Annotated in this window: 20 protein-coding genes and 1 pseudogene; 14 read left to right on the top strand and 7 right to left on the bottom strand. The window is 55.2% G+C overall.

Annotated features, from left to right (window positions below; genetic code table 11):
* Nucleotides 1-80: 80 nt before the first annotated feature.
* Nucleotides 81-1,742, top strand: coding sequence for a putative transporter (locus M2374_RS14725; RefSeq protein ID WP_135911180.1), 1,662 nt, complete (start codon nucleotides 81-83; stop codon nucleotides 1,740-1,742).
* Between the two features lie 123 nt (nucleotides 1,743-1,865).
* Here M2374_RS14725 and M2374_RS14730 read toward each other — a convergent pair whose 3' ends face one another.
* On the bottom strand, nucleotides 1,866-2,315 hold the full coding sequence (locus M2374_RS14730; RefSeq protein ID WP_135911181.1) for a hypothetical protein: 450 nt from the start codon (nucleotides 2,313-2,315) through the stop codon (nucleotides 1,866-1,868).
* Between the two features lie 108 nt (nucleotides 2,316-2,423).
* Between M2374_RS14730 and M2374_RS14735 the strand changes: the two genes are divergently transcribed.
* From M2374_RS14735 to M2374_RS14745, 3 genes are read left to right on the top strand one after another with little or no spacing between them, the layout of a single operon-like run.
* Complete coding sequence (locus tag M2374_RS14735; protein WP_096759005.1) at nucleotides 2,424-2,771, top strand: YidH family protein; 348 nt, start codon at nucleotides 2,424-2,426, stop codon at nucleotides 2,769-2,771.
* Nucleotides 2,761-3,123, top strand: a complete 363-nt coding sequence (locus M2374_RS14740) for a DUF202 domain-containing protein (protein WP_181688617.1) — start codon at nucleotides 2,761-2,763, stop codon at nucleotides 3,121-3,123. The genes M2374_RS14735 and M2374_RS14740 overlap by 11 nt, the downstream gene beginning before the upstream one ends.
* The gene (locus M2374_RS14745) at nucleotides 3,120-3,650 is read left to right on the top strand and encodes a radical SAM protein (protein WP_135911182.1); all 531 of its coding nucleotides are present in this window, start codon (nucleotides 3,120-3,122) and stop codon (nucleotides 3,648-3,650) included. The genes M2374_RS14740 and M2374_RS14745 overlap by 4 nt, the downstream gene beginning before the upstream one ends.
* A 12-nt stretch (nucleotides 3,651-3,662) precedes the next feature.
* Here M2374_RS14745 and dsdA read toward each other — a convergent pair whose 3' ends face one another.
* Complete coding sequence (gene dsdA / locus M2374_RS14750; RefSeq protein ID WP_135911183.1) at nucleotides 3,663-4,985, bottom strand: D-serine ammonia-lyase; 1,323 nt, start codon at nucleotides 4,983-4,985, stop codon at nucleotides 3,663-3,665.
* A 17-nt stretch (nucleotides 4,986-5,002) separates the two neighbouring features.
* Entirely contained in the window at nucleotides 5,003-6,340 is a 1,338-nt protein-coding gene (gene dsdX / locus M2374_RS14755; RefSeq protein ID WP_096759009.1) for a D-serine transporter DsdX, read from the bottom strand.
* Between the two features lie 241 nt (nucleotides 6,341-6,581).
* On the opposite strand from dsdX, the gene dsdC reads away from it, so the two are divergent.
* Nucleotides 6,582-7,508 carry a DNA-binding transcriptional regulator DsdC gene (gene dsdC / locus M2374_RS14760; protein ID WP_096759010.1) on the top strand — a complete coding sequence of 309 codons (927 nt, stop codon included), beginning with the start codon at nucleotides 6,582-6,584 and terminating at the stop codon, nucleotides 7,506-7,508.
* Nucleotides 7,509-7,589: 81 nt separating this feature from the next.
* Complete coding sequence (locus M2374_RS14765) at nucleotides 7,590-8,672, top strand: cellulase family glycosylhydrolase (RefSeq protein ID WP_181688618.1); 1,083 nt, start codon at nucleotides 7,590-7,592, stop codon at nucleotides 8,670-8,672.
* Here M2374_RS14765 and emrD read toward each other — a convergent pair.
* The 3 genes from emrD to tisB form a co-directional block, all read right to left on the bottom strand.
* Nucleotides 8,599-9,783 (bottom strand): multidrug efflux MFS transporter EmrD, encoded by a 1,185-nt coding sequence (gene emrD, locus M2374_RS14770; protein WP_181688619.1) that lies wholly within the window; start codon nucleotides 9,781-9,783, stop codon nucleotides 8,599-8,601. The genes M2374_RS14765 and emrD overlap by 74 nt on opposite strands.
* A gap of 208 nt (nucleotides 9,784-9,991) precedes the next feature.
* A complete protein-coding gene (locus M2374_RS14775; protein ID WP_181688620.1) occupies nucleotides 9,992-10,852 on the bottom strand; it encodes a DMT family transporter in 861 nt (286 codons plus the stop codon).
* 92 nt (nucleotides 10,853-10,944) lie between these two features.
* Nucleotides 10,945-11,034, bottom strand: coding sequence for a type I toxin-antitoxin system toxin TisB (gene tisB, locus M2374_RS14780; protein WP_115257124.1), 90 nt, complete (start codon nucleotides 11,032-11,034; stop codon nucleotides 10,945-10,947).
* Between the two features lie 523 nt (nucleotides 11,035-11,557).
* On the opposite strand from tisB, the gene ivbL reads away from it, so the two are divergent.
* The 3 genes from ivbL to ilvN all read left to right on the top strand — a co-directional run bounded on the left by ivbL (nucleotide 11,558) and on the right by ilvN (nucleotide 13,744).
* Complete coding sequence (gene ivbL / locus M2374_RS14785; protein WP_096759014.1) at nucleotides 11,558-11,656, top strand: ilvB operon leader peptide IvbL; 99 nt, start codon at nucleotides 11,558-11,560, stop codon at nucleotides 11,654-11,656.
* Between the two features lie 105 nt (nucleotides 11,657-11,761).
* The gene (ilvB, locus tag M2374_RS14790) at nucleotides 11,762-13,450 is read left to right on the top strand and encodes an acetolactate synthase large subunit (protein ID WP_153880496.1); all 1,689 of its coding nucleotides are present in this window, start codon (nucleotides 11,762-11,764) and stop codon (nucleotides 13,448-13,450) included.
* Between the two features lie 3 nt (nucleotides 13,451-13,453).
* Nucleotides 13,454-13,744 carry an acetolactate synthase small subunit gene (gene ilvN / locus M2374_RS14795; RefSeq protein ID WP_115257126.1) on the top strand — a complete coding sequence of 97 codons (291 nt, stop codon included), beginning with the start codon at nucleotides 13,454-13,456 and terminating at the stop codon, nucleotides 13,742-13,744.
* Between the two features lie 48 nt (nucleotides 13,745-13,792).
* On the opposite strand, the pseudogene M2374_RS22370 reads toward ilvN, so the two are convergent.
* Nucleotides 13,793-13,876, bottom strand: a pseudogene (locus tag M2374_RS22370) (hypothetical protein); the annotation flags it as partial.
* A 22-nt stretch (nucleotides 13,877-13,898) separates the two neighbouring features.
* Between M2374_RS22370 and uhpA the strand changes: the two are divergent.
* The 5 genes from uhpA to M2374_RS14820 all read left to right on the top strand — a co-directional run bounded on the left by uhpA (nucleotide 13,899) and on the right by M2374_RS14820 (nucleotide 19,461).
* Nucleotides 13,899-14,492, top strand: a complete 594-nt coding sequence (uhpA, locus tag M2374_RS14800) for a transcriptional regulator UhpA (RefSeq protein ID WP_096759017.1) — start codon at nucleotides 13,899-13,901, stop codon at nucleotides 14,490-14,492.
* The gene (gene uhpB / locus M2374_RS14805) at nucleotides 14,489-15,991 is read left to right on the top strand and encodes a signal transduction histidine-protein kinase/phosphatase UhpB (protein WP_137362530.1); all 1,503 of its coding nucleotides are present in this window, start codon (nucleotides 14,489-14,491) and stop codon (nucleotides 15,989-15,991) included. The genes uhpA and uhpB overlap by 4 nt, the downstream gene beginning before the upstream one ends.
* Nucleotides 15,992-16,000: 9 nt before the next feature.
* Nucleotides 16,001-17,329 (top strand): MFS transporter, encoded by a 1,329-nt coding sequence (locus tag M2374_RS14810; RefSeq protein ID WP_181688621.1) that lies wholly within the window; start codon nucleotides 16,001-16,003, stop codon nucleotides 17,327-17,329.
* Nucleotides 17,330-17,471: 142 nt separating this feature from the next.
* The gene (uhpT, locus tag M2374_RS14815; RefSeq protein WP_096759020.1) at nucleotides 17,472-18,863 is read left to right on the top strand and encodes a hexose-6-phosphate:phosphate antiporter; all 1,392 of its coding nucleotides are present in this window, start codon (nucleotides 17,472-17,474) and stop codon (nucleotides 18,861-18,863) included.
* Between the two features lie 145 nt (nucleotides 18,864-19,008).
* The gene (locus tag M2374_RS14820; protein ID WP_096759021.1) at nucleotides 19,009-19,461 is read left to right on the top strand and encodes a DUF1198 domain-containing protein; all 453 of its coding nucleotides are present in this window, start codon (nucleotides 19,009-19,011) and stop codon (nucleotides 19,459-19,461) included.
* The last annotated feature ends 81 nt before the right edge of the window (nucleotides 19,462-19,542 follow it).

The following is a 19,542-nucleotide window of genomic DNA, read 5'->3' on the forward strand; positions in this document are numbered from 1 at the left end:
GTGCTTTACCACCCATACATTGCGACTGTACTCTGCCAGAATCCATCTACTTAATAATGTTATTCACAGGGAACAGAAGAATGAGTGATATAGCATTGACGGTCAGCGTTCTGGCATTGGTGGCGGTTGTCGGGTTATGGATCGGCAACATTAAAGTCCGGGGTGTGGGTTTTGGCATCGGAGGCGTGCTGTTTGGCGGTATTATCGTCGGACATTTTGTCGATCAGGCAGGGATGACCCTGAGCGGCGACATGCTGCATTTTATTCAGGAATTCGGTCTGATACTCTTCGTGTACACCATCGGTATCCAGGTGGGTCCGGGATTCTTTGCTTCGCTGCGTGTTTCGGGCCTGCGCCTGAATTTGTTCGCCGTGCTGATTGTCATTATGGGGGGCCTGGTTACCGCTCTCCTGCATAAAATTTTTGCTATACCTCTTCCCGTGGTGCTGGGCATATTCTCCGGTGCCGTCACTAATACTCCGGCGCTGGGTGCTGGACAGCAAATCCTGCGCGATCTGGGTACGCCCATGGATGTCGTGGACCAGATGGGGATGAGCTACGCCATGGCTTATCCTTTTGGTATTTGCGGTATCTTGCTCACGATGTGGTTAATGCGCCTTATCTTCCGCGTTAACGTCGAGGCAGAAGCACAGCAGCACGAATCAACGCGGACCAACGGTCAGGCGCTGATTCAGACCATGAACATCCGCGTTGAAAACCCGAACCTGAATAATATGGCGATTCAGGACGTCCCCATTCTGAACAGCGATAAAATTATCTGCTCGCGTCTGAAGCGGGATGAGACATTGATGGTGCCGTCGCCGGGAACCATTATCCAGATGGGTGACCTGCTCCACCTGGTCGGGCAGCCCGATGACCTGCACAACGCGCTGGTAGTGATCGGTCAGGAAGTTGATACCTCGCTGTCGACGCGAGGCACGGATTTGCGCGTCGAGCGTGTGGTGGTGACCAACGAACAGGTGCTGGGTAAACGGATCCGCGATCTGCATTTCAAAGAACGCTATGACGTTGTTATCTCGCGCCTGAACCGCGCAGGTGTTGAGCTGGTCGCCAGCAGCGACGCCAGCCTGCAGTTTGGTGATATCCTCAATTTGGTGGGGCGGCCCTCGTCCATCGATGCCGTCGCTAATGTTGTCGGCAACGCGCAGCAAAAACTGCAGCAGGTACAGATGCTGCCAGTGTTTATCGGTATCGGACTTGGGGTTTTACTGGGTTCTATTCCGCTGTTTATTCCTGGCTTCCCGGTGGCGTTAAAGCTGGGCCTGGCTGGTGGGCCGCTGATTATGGCGCTGATACTTGGGCGTATTGGCAGCATCGGCAAGCTGTACTGGTTTATGCCGCCGAGCGCTAACCTGGCGTTGCGCGAACTGGGGATTGTGCTCTTTCTCGCGGTGGTTGGCCTGAAATCAGGTGGTGATTTTGTCGATACATTAACCCAGGGCGATGGCTTAAGCTGGGTGGGTTACGGTATTTTCATTACCGCCGTTCCGCTGATCACCGTTGGTTTGCTGGCGCGGCTGCTCACCAAAATGAACTACCTCACGCTGTGCGGAATGCTGGCCGGTTCGATGACTGACCCACCGGCATTGGCTTTTGCCAACAACCTGCACGCTACCAGCGGTGCGGCGGCGCTTTCCTATGCCACTGTCTACCCACTGGTGATGTTCCTGCGCATTATCACCCCCCAACTGCTGGCGGTGATCTTCTGGGGGATGGGTTAACACTGACTTATCCGGCCTGCCTGGTCTGTAGGTCGGATAAGACGCAATTCGGCATTACCCTCCAGCGATACTCTGATTGCATCATTTCTAGCCAAATAATGTGACTGTATTTTGATAAAACGATTAAATCGGCGAACCGCCGCTGAGAAATGAAAATATCATTATAATCAGAATGATGGTGAATATCAGCGCGACGCCAAAGAGCAAGGTATGAAAGACTAGTGTTCCTCCGCCGAAGATAATGGCGCCATAGATACCCCAACGATTTTCTCTGCGCATGCCACCGATAAAAGCACAAACCAGAGCAATGACGGCAAGAGCGATACTACTGTTATTCAGCACCTTATCAATATTGATGGTTTCTTCTTTGTCAGTAACAAGCGGCTTCTCACCCTTCAGCCCAGCAATAATACCTTTTTTGACGGCTGAAACCTTCTCTGCCACCACGTTCTCAAGTCGAGCCTGTGGGGCGTAAAATGGACCGAAAGAGAAATGAAAAATACCAAAAATCAAGGCAATGGCGCCGAAAAGCATTCCTAATGAGCTACATTTGTTTTGCGATATGATGTCCATTTGACCTCCCGGTGCTGGATAGCGTGAAGAATATCAGCAATCTGGCGTTTGAAATTCTGAAAGTGGGCAGGAAAAACGGCTGAACCGCGATAGTTAAAAGGAGCCATAATGAAGATTTCCCGCCTCGGAGAAGCGCCGGATTACCGCTTCTCGCTGGCAAATGAGCGTACGTTTTTGGCGTGGATCCGCACTGCGCTGGGGTTTCTGGCCGCTGGTGTGGGTCTTGATCAACTGGCACCGGATTTCGCCACGCCGGTCATTCGCGAACTGCTGGCGCTACTGCTGTGCCTGTTTGCCGGCGGTCTGGCGATTTATGGCTACCTGCGCTGGTTGCGGAATGAAAAGGCCATGCGCCTGAAAGAGGACCTGCCATACACGCATAGCCTGTTGATAATCAGTCTGATTTTGATGATTGTTGCGGTCATTGTGATGGGCCTGGTGCTGTATGCCGGATAGCCGTAAATCGCGACGTATCGCCGATCCGGGGCTGCAACCTGAACGTACCTCGCTGGCCTGGTTTCGCACCCTGCTGGGTTATGGCGCGTTAATAGTGCTGGCGCTGAAACATAACTGGCATCAGGCCGGCTTTCTGTTTTGGGTGTCAATTGGGGTACTGGCAATTGTGGCGATAATTCTTTGGCGCTATACCCGGAGCCGTAACCTGATGGACGTCACGCATAGTGATTTTTCTGAATCTCGCGCGGTGCGTGACAAATTTATGATCTCCCTCGCGGTGTTATCTCTCGCAATACTGTTTGCTGTAACACACGTTCGCCAACTTATCGTATATCTCGGGAATTTTGTATGACGGAGTGTGAGCACATGGATGTTAGTGAGGGAATGATTAAGGTGGTGGTAGATCGGCTGAAATGCAATCAACCTATTGATTTATATCGCAATATACAAAAATCAGGCGTTCGTTCGGTGCAGTTTATTCCCTTAGTTGAACGCGATGAAAAAGGGTGTCTGACTGCGGGTTCAGTTACAGCGGAAGACTGGGGACATTTTTTAAATACGGTATTTGATATCTGGGTTCGTGAGGATATTACGCGAATATCTATTCCGCTTTTTGATGAAACGTTGAATCGGTGGTGTGGTCGAACGGGACAAACTAATCGACAGACGATTTCACAGATGAGCGCGCGCTGTCAGTCATGTTCCCTGTTGCAATTCTATCGTGGCGATTGCCCTGCATTTTGTGATGATAGCGGCAAGGGTGGACTGTGTGCAGGCTATCAAGCTTTCTTTGACCACACGGCTCCGCATATGCGCGTTATGCGCGACCTGCTGAAGCAGCATCGCTCACCGATGGAACTGATGGCGATGCTGCGTTAAGGTCAACGGCGTTTAGCGCCCTTTCGCCAGGTACTGTGCCATTTCGGCTTCCGGCACCATGCCACCGCCGGTGGCCCACACCAGGTGCGTGGCGTTATTAAGTTGCTCAGCACTGAAACCGTGCATTTGTTGATAGTCAGTTGACGCGCAAACGCGCTGCGGACCGGCCATCCCCGCCAGTGCCGACGGCTCAAGGCGAATCCCTTCCTCCTGCGCCAGCCAGCCCAGCATGTCGTACATGGTCTGGTCATCAAGGGTGTACAAGCCGTCGAGTAGACGCTCCATCGCACGCCCCACAAAACCAGAAGCCCGACCCACCGCCAGGCCATCGGCTGCGGTCAGATTATCAATGCCAATCTCCTGTACAGAGATGTCATCGTGCAGCCCGGTGTAAACCCCGAGCAGCATGCACGGTGAATGGGTCGGCTCTGCAAAGAAGCAGTGTACGTTATCGCCGAACGCCAACTTCAGGCCAAATGCCACGCCGCCAGGGCCGCCGCCGACGCCGCATGGCAGATAAACAAACAACGGATGGTCGGCATCTACCACGCGGCCCTGCTGCGTGAACTGCGCCTTCAAACGCTGCCCGGCAACCGCATAGCCTAAGAACAGCGTGCGGGAATTTTCGTCGTCGATAAAGAAGCAGTTCGGGTCAGACTCCGCCGCCTTGCGGCCCTGTTCAACCGCCACGCCGTAATCTTCTTCATACTCCACTACCGTCACGCCGTGGCTGCGCAGTTTGGCTTTTTTCCAGGCGCGGGCGTCAGCAGACATATGCACCGTCACCTTAAAGCCAATGCAGGCGCTCATGATGCCGATCGACATCCCGAGGTTACCGGTCGAGCCTACCGCGATGCTGTACTGGCTGAAGAACTGCTTGAACTCAGGTGAAAGCAGCACGCTGTAATCATCATCGGTGGTCAGCAGACCGGCTTCCAGCGCCAGTTTTTCGGCGTGAGTCAGTACTTCATAAATACCGCCACGGGCTTTAATCGAGCCGGAAATCGGCAGGTGGCTGTCCTTCTTCAACAGAATTTCGCCACTGATATTCTGGCCAAACTCTTTTTCCAGCCGTTTCTTCATGGCGGGAATGGCGGCCAGCTCAGATTCGATAATACCGCCGGTGGCCGCGGTTTCCGGGAAAGCTTTTGCCAGGTACGGCGCAAAGCGCGCCAGACGGGCGTGAGCATCCTGAACGTCGTCTTCCGTCAGGCCAACATAGGGTAAACCTTCCGCAAGAGAGGTGGTGCCCGGGTTAAACCAGGTCGTTTCTTTCAGTGCGACCAGATCCTCCACTAACGGATACTGGGCGATGAGTTTTTGCATGTTTTCCATAGGACGTCTCTTTGCGCTTAGATGATAAAGGAAAGCAGGAATGTGCACGCGAGTGCAATCACCGACGCGATAAATGTCGCGGTCGTATAGTATTTAAATGTCTCATTCAGGGTAGCGCCGCAGTACTGCTTCACCAGCCAGAAGAGGGAATCGGTGACGATTGTGCAGCCAATCGCGCCGGAACCGATGGCAATGGCAATGATCTCCGGGCTGACGTTGGGATAGAGCGGCAGCATGGGTGCCACAATCGCCGTTGCGCCCATCATCGCCACCGTGGCAGAACCCACCGCAGCGTGCAGGATCAGCGCCACCAGCCAGGCCAGCAGAATCGGGTGCATATGCATGTTTGAAAGAATCAGCGCCAGCGTATCCGCCAGTCCGCTGCTCTTCAGAATGGCGTTGAACGCGCCGCCCGCACCGATAATCAGCAGGATGTTGGCAATGGATCCAAAGCCATTTTCAGTATGGGTCAACAGTGCGCCCATGCCGATATGCTGGCGCAGACCGAGAATGTAATAGGCCACAAACACGGCGATAAACATGGCGGTGATCGGGTTGCCGATAAACTCCAGCAGCGTATACACCGCGCTGCCTTTCGCCATATTCAGTTCAGCGACGGTTTTCATCAGCATCAGGCCAATCGGCAGCAGCACGGTAAACAGCGTGGCACCCAGCGACGGCAGCGTGTTTTCGTCGCGTACCTTCAGGTCGGAAAACTCAGCCGGTACCGGTTTAAACGGCAGACGATTGCCGAGGAATTTCAGGTACAGCGGCCCGCCGATCAGCGACGCCATCAGACCCACCAGTAAACCGTAAACGATCACTGTACCAATATCGGCACCCAACTTGTTCGCCACGAACAGGGCCGCCGGATGTGGTGGGACGACGCAGTGCACCGCCATCAGTGCTGTACACAACGGGATCGCCAGCTTCAGCAGCGAGGTATTGGTTTTTTTGGCGATAGAAAACGCCAGCGGAATCAACAGCACCACGCCGACTTCAACAAACAGCGTGATCCCGCAAATCAGACCGACCAGCACCATAATGACGTCAGCGGAAAGCCAGCGGCAGCGCTGTAGCGTCAGGCCGATGCGTTCTGCCGCGCCGGACACTTCCATCATTTTTCCGAGAATAGTCCCCAGACCGATAACCGCGGCGAGGAAGCCCAGCGTACCGCCGATACCACTCTCAATGGCATTAACCATATCCAGTGGACCCATACCCATCATCGTTCCCACAAAGAAGCTGGCTAACAGCAGCGCCAGAAACGGGTGGAATTTGAACTTCACGATGGTCAAAACGATCAACACGATGCTTATCAACAACGTGCTCACAACCCAGATTTGAGAGTGCATATCTCACCTTGCCCTGTGATTAACCTGACTTTATAGCCTGGGTCTATTGGACAAAAATAAGGCACTCGCTGACAAACGATAAAAATCCTCTTTCACATGAGATAGATTGAATCAAATGGGTGATTTACCTCTAATAATGGCCTAATAATGCGATATGGTTCACTCTGGTTCATCTTTGCGCTGATTTTTACAGCGGTTTTTTTTACACTTCGGGGAAAGATTCAGGATGAAAGAGGTGAGTATGGATCCCGTACGCGAGGTCAGAAATCGGCTGCTCAATGGCTGGCAACTGTCAAAGCTTTATACCTTTGAAGTGGCGGCCAGGCATCAGTCGTTTGCGCTGGCAGCAGACGAACTGTCGTTAAGTCCCAGCGCCGTCAGTCACCGTATTAATCAACTGGAAGAGGAACTGGGCATCCAGCTGTTTGTCCGTTCACATCGCAAAGTCGAACTCACGCACGAAGGCAAGCGGGTGTTCTGGGCGCTGAAATCTTCTCTGGATACGCTTAATCAGGAAATTCTCGATATCAAAAACCAGGAGCTGTCCGGGACGCTTACCGTCTACTCGCGGCCCTCCATCGCCCAGTGCTGGCTGGTTCCCGCGCTCGGCGACTTTACCCGTCGCTATCCGTCGATTTCACTGACCATGCTGACCGGGAATGACAACGTCAATATGCAGCGTGCCGGTATTGACCTGGCCATCTATTTTGATGATGCGCCGTCTGCGCAGCTCACGCATCATTTCCTGATGGACGAAGCGATCTTGCCGGTGTGCAGCCCGGATTATGCCCGCCGCCATGATCTTACCGACGCGCGGGTGAACCTGTCGCACTGCACGTTGCTGCATGACAGGCAGGCGTGGAGTAATGATTCAGGGACCGATGAGTGGCACAGCTGGGCGCAGCATTTTGCAGTGAATTTGCCGACATCATCGGGCATTGGCTTCGATCGTTCCGATTTAGCGGTGATTGCCGCCATGAACCACATCGGTGTGGCGATGGGGCGCAAGCGGTTAGTACAAAAACGCCTCGATAGTGGAGAACTGGTCGCTCCCTTTGGTGATATGGCGCTGAAATGCCATCAGCATTATTACATCACTACGCTACCTGGCCGGCAGTGGCCGAAAATCGAGGCGTTTATTGGCTGGCTGCAGGAGCAGGTAAAATAATCGAGGTGAGCCTCGAATATTTTTACGCTTTCTCTCTACACCCGGCGTCAGAAATCATGCTAAATACGTGAATCACACCTGATGATTTACCTGAGGATCACCGTGTTAAAGCCGCTTGCTTCTCTGTTGCTGCTCGCCAGCGCCACTGTCTATGCGGCACAACCTCCGCTGACGGCAGCACACTACGCCCAACAACTGGGTGTGGGGATGGACGTGGATTGGGCGCGCACCGAACGGGGCATCCGCGAGTTTGACCCGCTGGTGGTAAGAGATTTCCAGGCGAAGGGGCTCGCCCATGTGCGTATTCGCGTGGCCGGAGAACCCACTGAGGCCCGGCTTATTCATCTGCGAAAACTGGTGGAAGCCTGCGAACACTATGGCGTGATCCCAATTATTGCTTATCAGGCGGACGAGTATAAAAAAGACCCCAGCATCAGCAATGAAAAAGAGGTGATTAACTGGTGGGTGGCCGTCGCGCATTACTTTGGTCAAGGGTCGCCGTTACTGGGTTTTGACCTGATCTACGAACCTGCTGATAAGCTCAATCACAATCAGGCGTCGCTCAATCGGGTGTATGACAAAACGATTCGTATGATTCACGCTATCGATCCCCAGCGTATGATTTTTGTCGCACCCCGTCTGCGCGCCGCGCCGGAAGAATTGTCGAGTCTGAAGCTACCGCCGCAAAGTCAGAACACCGTGCTGGCCGAGTGGCATGTCTTCCCGTGGGGGCCGCTAAAAAACAACGGTAAGTATCCGTGGACGTCGGGTACAGCGGCAGAAAAGACGGCGATTCGCGCCCGCATTAACAGCGCTTTTCACTGGCAGCAGAAGACCGGTCATGTCAGTTGGGTCGGGGGATGGGCGCCGGGAGAGACGATCAAAAATGTGCCTTCGGCCTCGCAGATGGCGTTTGCCCGCTTTATGGCCTGTGAGCTGAAGAAAGCAAAAATTCCCTATGCTATCAATGCAGATACGCAGTTTTATGATGGCGAGGAAGGGGCCTGGCGTCCGGCGCTGGAACCGTTGCTGAATACGATGATTGCGCCTGAATGTGAAAAGCCCGGCGAGAAACCGGGCCATCACACGCTTAAACCGCCTGCTCCTGATGAGACACGCGTGACGCCAGCGGCAACCAGCACACCAGAATCAGCACACCCATAAGGGTCATCAGCAGACCCAGGCTAGCTTGTCCGGTCTGAGGCATCATCGCGGAAAGCCACGCCAGCACGCCGGAACCAATATTTTGTAAACCACCTACCAGTGCCCCGGCGGTACCAGCCAGGAACGGGAAGGGTTCCATCGCGCCGCTGGTGGCGAGTGGGAACAGCATCCCGGCACCAAAGAAGAACAGCGCGGCGGGGATCAGTAACGTCCAGACGTTCATCACGTCAAGCAGGCCTGGGATCCACATCATCAAACCAGCCACCAGGCAGCAGATAACCGACTGCCACATCAGCGTTGAGAAGCGCTTGTTCGGGCGACCGGCGAACCACGCACCGAAAAACGCCGCCGGGATCGGCAGAATAAACAGAATACTGACCGCCATGCTGCTCAAGCCTAATCCTGCGCCCAGCAATACCCCGGAGCAGGCTTCGAAGACGGCAACGCCCGCCAGTCCGCCGATGAGCATCAGTACGTAACAGGTGAATGCGCCGTTGCCAAACAGGGTTTTGTAGCTGGCCATAAGCCGTGGGCGCGGCGCACCTGCAGGACGCGTTTCCGGCATCCAGCGCGCCATGCTAAACGTTACGCCTGCGCACAGAATCAACAGGAAAATATAGCAGGCACGCCAGTTCCACATCGTGTCCAGCACGCCGCCAATCAGCGGCGCTAACAGCGGGCTGACAAGAATACCCATGTTTAACAAACTGTTAGCATGACGTAGCTGGGTGCCTTCATACAGATCGCGCGGTAAGGTTCGTGCCATTACGCCGCCGACTCCCGTTCCCATTCCCTGAATGGCGCTGGCGATAATCAATACCGTCAGGCTATGGGTAGTAATGGCGACCAGCGTAGCCAGCATAAAAATAGACATTCCGGTGAGGATCACCGGACGGCGCCCTACCCGGTCGGAAAGGGGACCGTAAACCAGCTGCGACAAGCCGTAGGTCAGCAGGTAAGCCGCCATTACACTTTGCACCGCTCCTTCGCGAACGTTGAGTTCACGCGCCATATCGGCAATGGCGGGGATATAAATGGTTTGAGCCATCTGGCCTACCGCCACCAGGAGTACCAACATCAACAACAAATTGACGCTTCTATGCCTTTTCATTTCGCTGATTACTTTTAAAAAAGAGAAAAAAGAAGAATAAGGTGCTGAACATTCCGCTAAATGCGCGTGGAATCTACCACATTAAAAAAAGAAGGCCATATTGATCACTACAAAGGCGGGAAGGGAAGCGGCAGGAAATGTAAACAAATAGCGGCAATAAATGTTGCCGGAATGCATCCGACCATTCTGGAGGATGGAGAAGGCGCGATCACGACAAACGGAGCAAAATCGCCCCGGCGGCAATCCCGGCAGCAGCAAAAATGCGTATACCGGCGACTTTTTCTTTAAGCAGCAGCCAGGCGAGCAGGGCACCAAACAGGATTGACGTTTCCCGTAACGCGGCGACCACTGCCAGCGGGGCCTGTGTCATTGCCCACAGTGCCAGACCGTAAGATCCCATGGTGCCGATACCGCCCAAAATGCCTTTCTTCCATTGCTGCGCCAGATAGCGTGATGCCTCCCGGCGTCGGGCGATCATCGCCCAGGTGAGCAGACAAGATCCGTTGAGAAAGAAGGTCCACAGCGTATAGCCCAACGCGGTCTCTGAGAGTCGTACCCCGGTGCCATCCACCAGCGTATAGCCAGCAATAAAGCAGGCGTTAATTAACGCCAAAACAATTCCCTGCTGTGAGCTGCTGCGCCCGTTAAACGCCATGCCGAGGATTGCCATACAGATGGTGGCGATACCCACCCAGGCGAGCATTGACAGACTATCGCCGAGAAACAGAACGCTGATGATCGCGACCAGCAGCGGGGCAGTACCGCGCATTAAGGGATAAGTCTGGCTCATGTCCGAGACCTGATAGGTCTTGGCGACCAGCACGGTATACACCACCTGTAACGCGGTTGAGACCGCTAAGTACGGCAGACTAGCTGCTGAGGGATGAGGTGCAAAAGGCAGTAAAATCAAGGCCATGACTGCAGCCGATCCGCTGACGCTAATGGCGGAGTACAACTTGTCGTTTCCTGCTTTTACGATAGCATTCCAGCTGGCATGGAGCAGTGCGGCGAACAGCAAAATGCAGAAAACAGAAAGCGTCATAGCGGTATTCGTCCCTGATAGCGTCATAAAAACGTAACATATTGTCGAGCTACGCGCACCTGGGTAACGGTGAAAGGGGAGTGGTTACCCACTCCCCTTTAGTGCGACTTGAATCTGAGTTATTTAATGTACTTCAGAACAGCATCAAGCAGTTGCAGTGCAGCAACAATGAGTTTCAGGATAAGAATGGTGATATCCACGAGGCTCATACGCTCTCCTTTTGGTACAAGGAGCACGGTGCTGGCGTACCTCGCCGCTGCCTGTTGCCAGCACCTTTGTTGACATAACACAGTGTGCTCACACGGGGGTTAAGGCGCTGACGGCACCACCCGTTTCAGCCAGGACTTTTTTGCGCCGGTTTACTCTGCGGCCCCCGCATAACACATTGCGTACGGTGACATTATAGATAAATACTGTATAAATGAACAGTATTTTATGGACGTAATGCTATGACTGAATCATACTAAAAAACGTCAAAATTCGTGCCGAAATTGCGTGTTCTTCGTAGAACGCGTATACTTTTTGCGTTGACATAACACAGTGTGTCCAGCGGAAACCAACCGCACAACGCTGATGAAAACCTCGCTCCGGCGGGGTTTTTTGTTTTTGCACAACATACAATGAAACGTGATCGTTGACGCATTTTTACGCAGATGAAAATTTTTCCATTGTCACGCTGAAAAACCTGTGTTTGTATAAATCCTGTTAACCAACAAACAGACAAGGCCCCTAATGAACCCTTCCATGCTGACAGCGACCCTACTAAAAACTGCGCCATCTCGCGCAGTGGTCGTCGTGCGTGTGGTGGTGGTCGTCGGCAATGCGCCGTAGGGTCCGGAACACACGATTCCAAAACCCCGCCGGCGCAAACCGGGCGGGGTTTTTCGTTTAAGAGACCCACCCGGATACGCAGGCCCAGAATAAAAGGACTGGAGCATGGCAAGTTCGGGCATAACATCCAAGCGTACGCGCTTTACGGGCGCAGAATTCATCGTTCATTTCCTGGAGCGCCAGGGCATTACGGTGGTCACCGGTATTCCGGGCGGCTCGATTCTCCCCGTCTACGACGCTTTAAGCCAAAGTACGCAAATCCGTCATATCCTGGCGCGTCACGAACAGGGTGCGGGGTTTATCGCCCAGGGCATGGCGCGAACCGATGGCAAACCTGCCGTGTGTATGGCCTGTAGCGGGCCGGGGGCCACCAATCTGGTGACGGCTATTGCCGATGCGCGACTGGATTCCATCCCGCTGGTGTGTATTACCGGCCAGGTTCCGGCCTCGATGATTGGCACCGACGCATTCCAGGAAGTCGACACCTACGGCATTGCGATTCCCATCACCAAGCACAACTATCTGGTCCGCCATATCAATGAATTGCCCCAGGTTATGAGCGATGCCTTCCGCATTGCGCAGTCAGGCCGTCCGGGCCCGGTGTGGATAGACATTCCTAAAGATATCCAAACCGCCGTGTTTGAGATTGAATCGTTGCCTGCACCGGCTGAAAAATCACCCGCGCCAGCCTTTAGCACGGAGAGCATCCGCGATGCCGCTGCGATGATTAACGCGGCCAAACGCCCGGTGCTGTATCTTGGCGGCGGAGTCATTAACGCCCCTGAGCGGGTGCGTGAGCTGGCAGAAAAAGCGACGTTGCCCACCACCATGACCCTAATGGCGCTCGGCATGCTGCCAAAAGCGCATCCACTGTCGTTAGGTATGCTGGGGATGCACGGCGCGCGCAGCACCAACTTTATTCTGCAAGAAGCGGATTTATTGATCGTTCTGGGAGCCCGTTTTGATGACCGGGCGATCGGTAAAACTGAGCAGTTCTGCCCGAATGCAAAAATCATCCACGTGGATATTGACCGCGCGGAGCTGGGTAAAATCAAACAAGCGCATGTGGCGATTCAGGCGGATGTAGATGAGGTGCTGGCACAGTTAATCCCGCTGATTGAAGCGCAACCGCGTGAAGCCTGGCATCAGCAGGTGTCCGACCTGCAGCAAGAATTTCCGTGCACCATCCCACAGGAAAAAAATCCGCTCAGCCATTATGGGCTGATTAACGCGGTTGCTGCCTGTGTGGACGACAGCGCGATCATCACCACCGACGTCGGTCAGCATCAGATGTGGGCGGCGCAGGCTTACCCGCTGAACCGTCCGCGCCAGTGGCTGACTTCCGGCGGCCTTGGCACCATGGGGTTTGGCCTGCCTGCGGCAATTGGCGCGGCGCTGGCGAACCCGGATAAAAAAGTGCTGTGCTTCTCCGGCGACGGCAGCCTGATGATGAATATTCAGGAAATGGCCACCGCCAGTGAGAATCAGTTGGATATTAAAATCATCCTGATGAATAACGAAGCGCTGGGGCTGGTGTATCAGCAACAAAGCCTGTTCTACAAACAGGGCGTGTTTGCTGCCACCTATCCGGGGATGATTAACTTTATGCAGATTGCCGCCGGTTTCGGTCTCGAAACCTGCGATTTAAACCACGAAGCCGACCCGCAGGCGGCATTGCAGGCGATTATCGATCGTCCGGGACCGGCGCTGATCCACGTGCGTATCGATGCGGAAGAAAAAGTGTATCCGATGGTGCCGCCGGGCGCGGCAAATACAGAGATGGTGGGGGAATAAGCTATGCAACAGCAGACTCATGACAACGTAATACTTGAACTCACCGTGCGTAACCACCCCGGCGTAATGACTCACGTTTGTGGCCTGTTCGCCCGTCGCGCGTTTAACGTGGAAGGCATTCTCTGTCTACCGATTCAGGACAGCGACCAGAGCCGTATCTGGTTACTGGTCAACGATGACCAACGTCTGGAACAGATGATCAGCCAGATTGATAAACTGGAAGATGTGGTGAAAGTCGCGCGCAACCAGTCCGACCCGTCGATGTTTAACAAGATAAGCGTGTTCTTCGAGTAATCCGTTCAAGGCTTGAACGATGAAGTGTATATCGTTAAGGTAAGCGCCTTTGCCGGAGGGCGGCGTAAACGCCTTATCCGGCCTACCACGGCTCCTGCCCGTAGGCCTGATAAGCGTAGCGTCATCAGGCATCCCACACGCCAGGACAACATTCATGACAACCATTGCACTGATAGACGATCACCTTATCGTCCGCTCCGGCTTTGCGCAGCTGCTGGGGCTTGAACCCGATTTGCAGGTTGTGGCTGAGTTTGGTTCAGGCGCTGAGGCGTTGGCGGGATTGCCTGGCCGCGGCGTGCAGGTGTGCATTTGCGATATTTCGATGCCGGATATCTCCGGGCTGGAGCTGTTAAGCCAGCTCCCTAAAGGGATGGCGACGATTATGCTCTCCGTGCACGACAGCCCGGCGCTGGTGGAACAGGCGCTAAACGCCGGGGCGCGCGGCTTCCTCTCCAAACGCTGTAGCCCTGATGAGCTGATTGCAGCAGTACACACTGTAGCGACCGGCGGCTGCTATCTCACGCCGGATATCGCCGTCAAACTGGCGGCAGGGCGTCAGGATCCGTTGACCAAGCGCGAGCGTCAGGTGGCGGAAAAACTGGCGCAGGGCATGGCGGTGAAAGAGATTGCCGCCGAGTTGGGCCTGTCGCCAAAAACGGTGCATGTGCACCGCGCTAATCTGATGGAAAAACTGAACGTCAGTAACGACGTTGAGCTGGCTCGACGGATGTTTGACGGCTGGCAATGAACACCTTTTTTTCTCGCTTAATCACCGTTGTCGCCTGCTTCTTTATCTTCTCCGCTGCCTGGTTCTGCCTGTGGAGCATTAGCTTGCATCTGGTGGAACGCCCTGAGCTGGCGGTACTGCTGTTCCCGTTTGGCCTGCGGCTGGGGTTGATGCTGCAATGTCCACGTGGCTACTGGCCGGTGCTGCTGGGCGCGGAATGGCTGCTGATTTTCTGGCTGGCGCAGGAAGTGGCGCTGGCGCACTTCCCCCTGTTGATGACCGGTAGCCTGCTGACGCTGCTGCCTGTGACGTTGATCTGGCGCTATCGCCATCAGCGCGACTGGCGTGCCTTGTTGTTGCAGGGGGCGGCGCTGATTGCTGCGGCGCTGTTACAGTCGCTGCCGTGGCTGGGGCAGGGCGAAGTCGCGTGGACTGCGCTGCTGCTGACCCTGACCGGTGGACTGACGCTGGCCCCTATCTGTCTGGTGTTCTGGCACTACCTGACCAGCACTACCTGGCTACCGCTCGGCCCGGCGGTGGTCTCCCAGCCGGTGAACTGGCGTGGGCGACATCTGGTGTGGTACCTGCTGCTGTTCAGCGTCAGCCTGTGGTTGCAGTTGGGCTTGCCGGACGAGCTTTCGCGCTTTACACCGTTTTGCCTGGCGCTGCCGATCATCGCACTGGCCTGGCATTACGGCTGGCAGGGCGCGCTAATTGCCACGCTGATGAACGCCATCGCGCTGATTGCCAGCCAGACCTGGCACGATCATCCCGTTGATTTACTGCTCTCGCTGCTGGCGCAAAGCCTGACCGGGCTGCTGCTCGGTGCGGGGATTCAGCGTCTGCGAGAACTCAACCAGTCGCTGCAAAACGAGCTGGCGCGTAATCATCGGCTGGCAGAACGCTTGCTGGAAACCGAAGAGAGCGTGCGCCGCGATGTGGCGCGCGAACTGCATGACGATATCGGCCAGACCATCACCGCCATTCGCACCCAGGCGGGCATTGTCCAGCGACTGGCCCCGGAGAATGCGGGCGTGAAGCAAAGCGGGGCGCATATCGAGCAGCTTTCGTTGGGCGTCTACGATTCGGTGCGTCGCCTGCTTGGGCGGTTACGCCCACGCCAGCTCGACGATCTGACGCTGGAACAGGCTATTCGCTCGCTGCTACGCGAAATGGAGCTGGAAAGTCGCGGCATCGTCAGCCATCTCGACTGGCACATCGACGAGTCGGCACTCAGTGAAAGCCAGCGGGTGACGCTGTTTCGCGTCTGTCAGGAAGGGCTGAACAACATTGTGAAACACGCCAACGCCAGCGCGGTGACGCTTCAGGCCTGGCAACAGGACGAGCGGTTAATGTTGGTGATTGAAGATGACGGCTGCGGTCTGCCGCCGGGCTCGAATCAACAAGGATTTGGCCTGACCGGCATGCGTGAGCGCATTACGGCCCTTGGCGGATCGCTCTCGATTTCCTGCACGCATGGCACGCGCGTCAGCGTGTCGTTGCCTCAGCGCTACGTGTAAGGAGCATTGATGCTGAATTTTTTTAAAGCCCCGGCGAATGCGCCGCTTATCACTGATAAACACGAGGTCGACGCCCGTTACCGCTACTGGCGGCGTCATATCCTGCTGACCATCTGGCTTGGCTATGCGCTGTTTTATTTCACGCGTAAAAGCTTCAACGCCGCGGTGCCCGATATCCTTGCCAGCGGCGTACTCACCCGCAACGATATTGGCCTGCTGGCAACGCTGTTTTACATCACCTATGGCTTGTCGAAGTTTGTCTCCGGTATCGTCAGCGACCGCTCCAACGCCCGCTATTTTATGGGCATCGGGCTGATTGCCACCGGGGTGGTAAACATCCTGTTTGGCTTTTCCACTTCGCAGTGGGCGTTCGCCGTACTGTGGGCGCTGAATGCCTTCTTCCAGGGCTGGGGGTCGCCGGTGTGCGCCCGTCTGTTGACGGCCTGGTACTCGCGTACTGAGCGCGGCGGCTGGTGGGCGCTGTGGAACACCGCGCATAACGTTGGTGGGGCGTTAATTCCGATGGTGATGGCCGCCGCGGCGCTGCACTACGGCTGGCGGGCCGGGATGATGATTGCCGGGACGATGGCGATTGTGGTTGGCATTTTCCTCTGCTGGCGACTGCGTGACCGCCCGCAGGCTATCGGCTTACCGCCGGTTGGCGACTGGCGGCACGACGAGCTGGAAATCGCCCAACAGCAGGAAGGGGCGGGGCTGGCCCGCAAAGAGATCCTCACTAAATACGTGCTGCTGAACCCGTATATTTGGCTGCTGTCGCTGTGCTATGTGCTGGTGTACGTGGTGCGTGCGGCGATCAACGACTGGGGCAATCTGTACATGTCGGAGACGCTGGGCGTTGATTTGGTCACCGCTAATACGGCGGTCACCATGTTCGAACTGGGCGGATTTATCGGTGCGCTGGTGGCGGGTTGGGGATCGGACAAACTGTTTAACGGCAATCGGGGGCCGATGAACCTGATTTTTGCCGCCGGGATTTTGCTCTCAGTCGGTTCACTATGGCTGATGCCGTTTGCCAGCTATGTGATGCAGGCGGCGTGCTTCTTCACCACCGGATTCTTTGTCTTTGGCCCGCAGATGTTGATCGGCATGGCGGCGGCGGAGTGCTCGCACAAAGAGGCGGCGGGCGCGGCAACCGGGTTTGTTGGGCTGTTCGCTTATCTCGGCGCATCGCTCTCCGGCTGGCCGCTGGCAAAGGTGATGGAAGTCTGGCACTGGACCGGGTTCTTCGTGGTGATCGCCATTGCGGCGGGTATTTCCGCACTATTGTTGCTGCCGTTTTTAAACGCTCAGGCGCCGCGCAACGTCAGCGAAGCGTGATGCACCTCACCTTTTTGCCCTGAGTGGGGCAAAACTAAGAAATTTTCCCGGTTCCGCCTGGACGCTGTCTCAGGCGTCTCTGCCGACTGATTTTTACAATGCCTGCTATTCGCAGGTATAAAAATTAGCTCGGGAGTGTCCTATGCTGGCCTTTCTAAACCAGGTGCGCAAGCCGACCCTGGATTTGCCGCTCGATGTGCGGCGCAAAATGTGGTTCAAGCCGTTCATGCAGTCTTACCTGGTGGTTTTCATCGGCTACCTGACCATGTACCTGATCCGCAAAAACTTCAACATCGCGCAGAACGACATGATCACCACCTACGGGCTGAGCATGACGCAGCTGGGGATGATTGGCCTGGGCTTCTCCATCACCTATGGCGTGGGTAAAACGCTGGTCTCCTACTACGCTGACGGCAAAAACACTAAGCAGTTCCTGCCGCTGATGTTGATCCTCTCGGCCATCTGTATGCTCGGCTTTAGCGCCAGCATGGGGCCGGGCACAACCAGCTTGTACCTGATGATCGCCTTCTACGCGCTGAGCGGTTTCTTCCAGAGTACCGGCGGCTCGTGCAGCTATTCGACCATCACCAAATGGACGCCGCGCCGTAAACGTGGTTCCTACCTCGGTATGTGGAACATCTCCCATAACCTCGGCGGTGCGGGTGCGGCAGGCGTGGCGCTGTTCGGTGCTAACGTGCTGTTCGACGGCCACGTCATTGGGATGTTTATCTTCCCGTCGATTATCGCGCTGATCGTGGGCTTTATCGGCCTGCGCTTTGGTAGCGACTCTCCGGAATCTTATGGCCTCGGTAAAGCAGAAGAACTGTTTGGCGAAGAGATCAGCGAAGAGGACAAAGAGACCGAAGAAAACGAAATGACCAAATGGCAGATCTTTGTTGAGTACGTGCTGAAAAACAAAGTGATCTGGCTGCTGTGCTTCTCCAACATCTTCCTGTACGTGGTGCGTATCGGTATCGACCAGTGGTCTACCGTGTATGCCTTCCAGGAGCTGAAACTCTCTAAAGAGGTGGCAATTCAGGGGTTCACCCTGTTTGAAGTGGGCGCGCTGGTCGGCACGCTGCTGTGGGGCTGGCTGTCGGATCTGGCGAACGGTCGTCGCGCACTGGTAGCCTGTGTCGCGCTGGCATTAATTATCGCCACGCTCGGTGTTTATCAGCACGCCAGCAACCAGTACGTTTACCTAGCTTCCCTGTTTGCCCTCGGCTTCTTGGTGTTTGGTCCGCAGCTGTTGATCGGCGTGGCGGCAGTCGGCTTTGTGCCGAAAAAAGCGATCGGCGCGGCCGATGGGATTAAAGGCACCTTCGCGTATCTGATCGGTGACAGCTTCGCTAAGCTGGGTCTGGGGATGATTGCCGATGGGACGCCAGTCTTCGGCCTGACCGGCTGGGCGGGCACCTTCGCCGCGTTGGACACCGCCGCTATCGCTTGTATCTGCCTGATGGCTATCGTGGCCGTCTTCGAAGAACGTAAAATCCGTCGCGAGAAAAAAATTCAGCAGTTAAACATCGCTTAAGTGTGTAGTGGTAACGTTTTGCCCGCCTTTATGGCGGGCTTTTTTATGCCTTATGCGCCGTCCGGAATAGCGTTGACACGTTCGGCCGTCGACAGAGATGAATTTGCCGCTATGATGGGCGTCCTGTCGGGTAAGGGATGTGCGCATGATTTGGATAATGCTGGCCACGTTGGTGGTTGTTTTTATTGTCGGTTTTCGGGTGCTGACGTCCGGGGCGCGGCGTGCGGTTCGCCGGTTGAGCGAGCGTCTGGGTATTGATGTGATGGCGGTAGAATCGATGACCGATCAGATGGGAAAAGTGCAGGGTGAGGCGTTTTTACAGTACCTCCACCGACCTGACGAATCGCATCTGCAAAATGCCGCACAGGTGCTGTTGATCTGGCAAGTCGTCATTGTCGACGGTAGTGAGCAGAATCTGCTGCAGTGGCATCGTTTACTGCAAAAAGCCCGGTTGGCCGCGCCAATTACCGACGCCCAGGTGCGTCTGGCGCTCGGTTTTTTGCGTGAAATGGAGCCAGACCTGCAGGAGATAAATGCATTTCAAATGCGCTACAACGCCTTTTTCCTGCCTGAAGATGGTGTGCACTGGCTACACTGATATCAGATTTGTGATGATGGCTATTTGGCATCGCCGTCCGGCGGTGAAAGTTGTTAAAACGTTAAATACGTCACATTTTTA

Origin of the sequence: Citrobacter sp. JUb117, from assembly GCF_024809055.1 — a bacterium.
Taxonomy (GTDB): Bacteria; Pseudomonadota; Gammaproteobacteria; order Enterobacterales; family Enterobacteriaceae; genus Citrobacter; species Citrobacter gillenii.

Bases quoted from the DNA above. Each gene is read 5' to 3' on its own strand.
- M2374_RS14725 (WP_135911180.1), top strand. From the start codon at position 81: ATGAGTGATATAGCATTGACGGTCAGCGTTCTGGCATTGGTGGCGGTT.
- M2374_RS14730 (WP_135911181.1), bottom strand. From the start codon at position 2,315: ATGGACATCATATCGCAAAACAAATGTAGCTCATTAGGAATGCTTTTC.
- M2374_RS14735 (WP_096759005.1), top strand. From the start codon at position 2,424: ATGAAGATTTCCCGCCTCGGAGAAGCGCCGGATTACCGCTTCTCGCTG.
- M2374_RS14740 (WP_181688617.1), top strand. From the start codon at position 2,761: ATGCCGGATAGCCGTAAATCGCGACGTATCGCCGATCCGGGGCTGCAA.
- M2374_RS14745 (WP_135911182.1), top strand. From the start codon at position 3,120: ATGACGGAGTGTGAGCACATGGATGTTAGTGAGGGAATGATTAAGGTG.
- dsdA (WP_135911183.1), bottom strand. From the start codon at position 4,985: ATGGAAAACATGCAAAAACTCATCGCCCAGTATCCGTTAGTGGAGGAT.
- dsdX (WP_096759009.1), bottom strand. From the start codon at position 6,340: ATGCACTCTCAAATCTGGGTTGTGAGCACGTTGTTGATAAGCATCGTG.
- dsdC (WP_096759010.1), top strand. From the start codon at position 6,582: ATGGATCCCGTACGCGAGGTCAGAAATCGGCTGCTCAATGGCTGGCAA.
- M2374_RS14765 (WP_181688618.1), top strand. From the start codon at position 7,590: ATGATTTACCTGAGGATCACCGTGTTAAAGCCGCTTGCTTCTCTGTTG.
- emrD (WP_181688619.1), bottom strand. From the start codon at position 9,783: ATGAAAAGGCATAGAAGCGTCAATTTGTTGTTGATGTTGGTACTCCTG.
- M2374_RS14775 (WP_181688620.1), bottom strand. From the start codon at position 10,852: ATGACGCTATCAGGGACGAATACCGCTATGACGCTTTCTGTTTTCTGC.
- tisB (WP_115257124.1), bottom strand. From the start codon at position 11,034: ATGAGCCTCGTGGATATCACCATTCTTATCCTGAAACTCATTGTTGCT.
- ivbL (WP_096759014.1), top strand. From the start codon at position 11,558: ATGAACCCTTCCATGCTGACAGCGACCCTACTAAAAACTGCGCCATCT.
- ilvB (WP_153880496.1), top strand. From the start codon at position 11,762: ATGGCAAGTTCGGGCATAACATCCAAGCGTACGCGCTTTACGGGCGCA.
- ilvN (WP_115257126.1), top strand. From the start codon at position 13,454: ATGCAACAGCAGACTCATGACAACGTAATACTTGAACTCACCGTGCGT.
- uhpA (WP_096759017.1), top strand. From the start codon at position 13,899: ATGACAACCATTGCACTGATAGACGATCACCTTATCGTCCGCTCCGGC.
- uhpB (WP_137362530.1), top strand. From the start codon at position 14,489: ATGAACACCTTTTTTTCTCGCTTAATCACCGTTGTCGCCTGCTTCTTT.
- M2374_RS14810 (WP_181688621.1), top strand. From the start codon at position 16,001: ATGCTGAATTTTTTTAAAGCCCCGGCGAATGCGCCGCTTATCACTGAT.
- uhpT (WP_096759020.1), top strand. From the start codon at position 17,472: ATGCTGGCCTTTCTAAACCAGGTGCGCAAGCCGACCCTGGATTTGCCG.
- M2374_RS14820 (WP_096759021.1), top strand. From the start codon at position 19,009: ATGATTTGGATAATGCTGGCCACGTTGGTGGTTGTTTTTATTGTCGGT.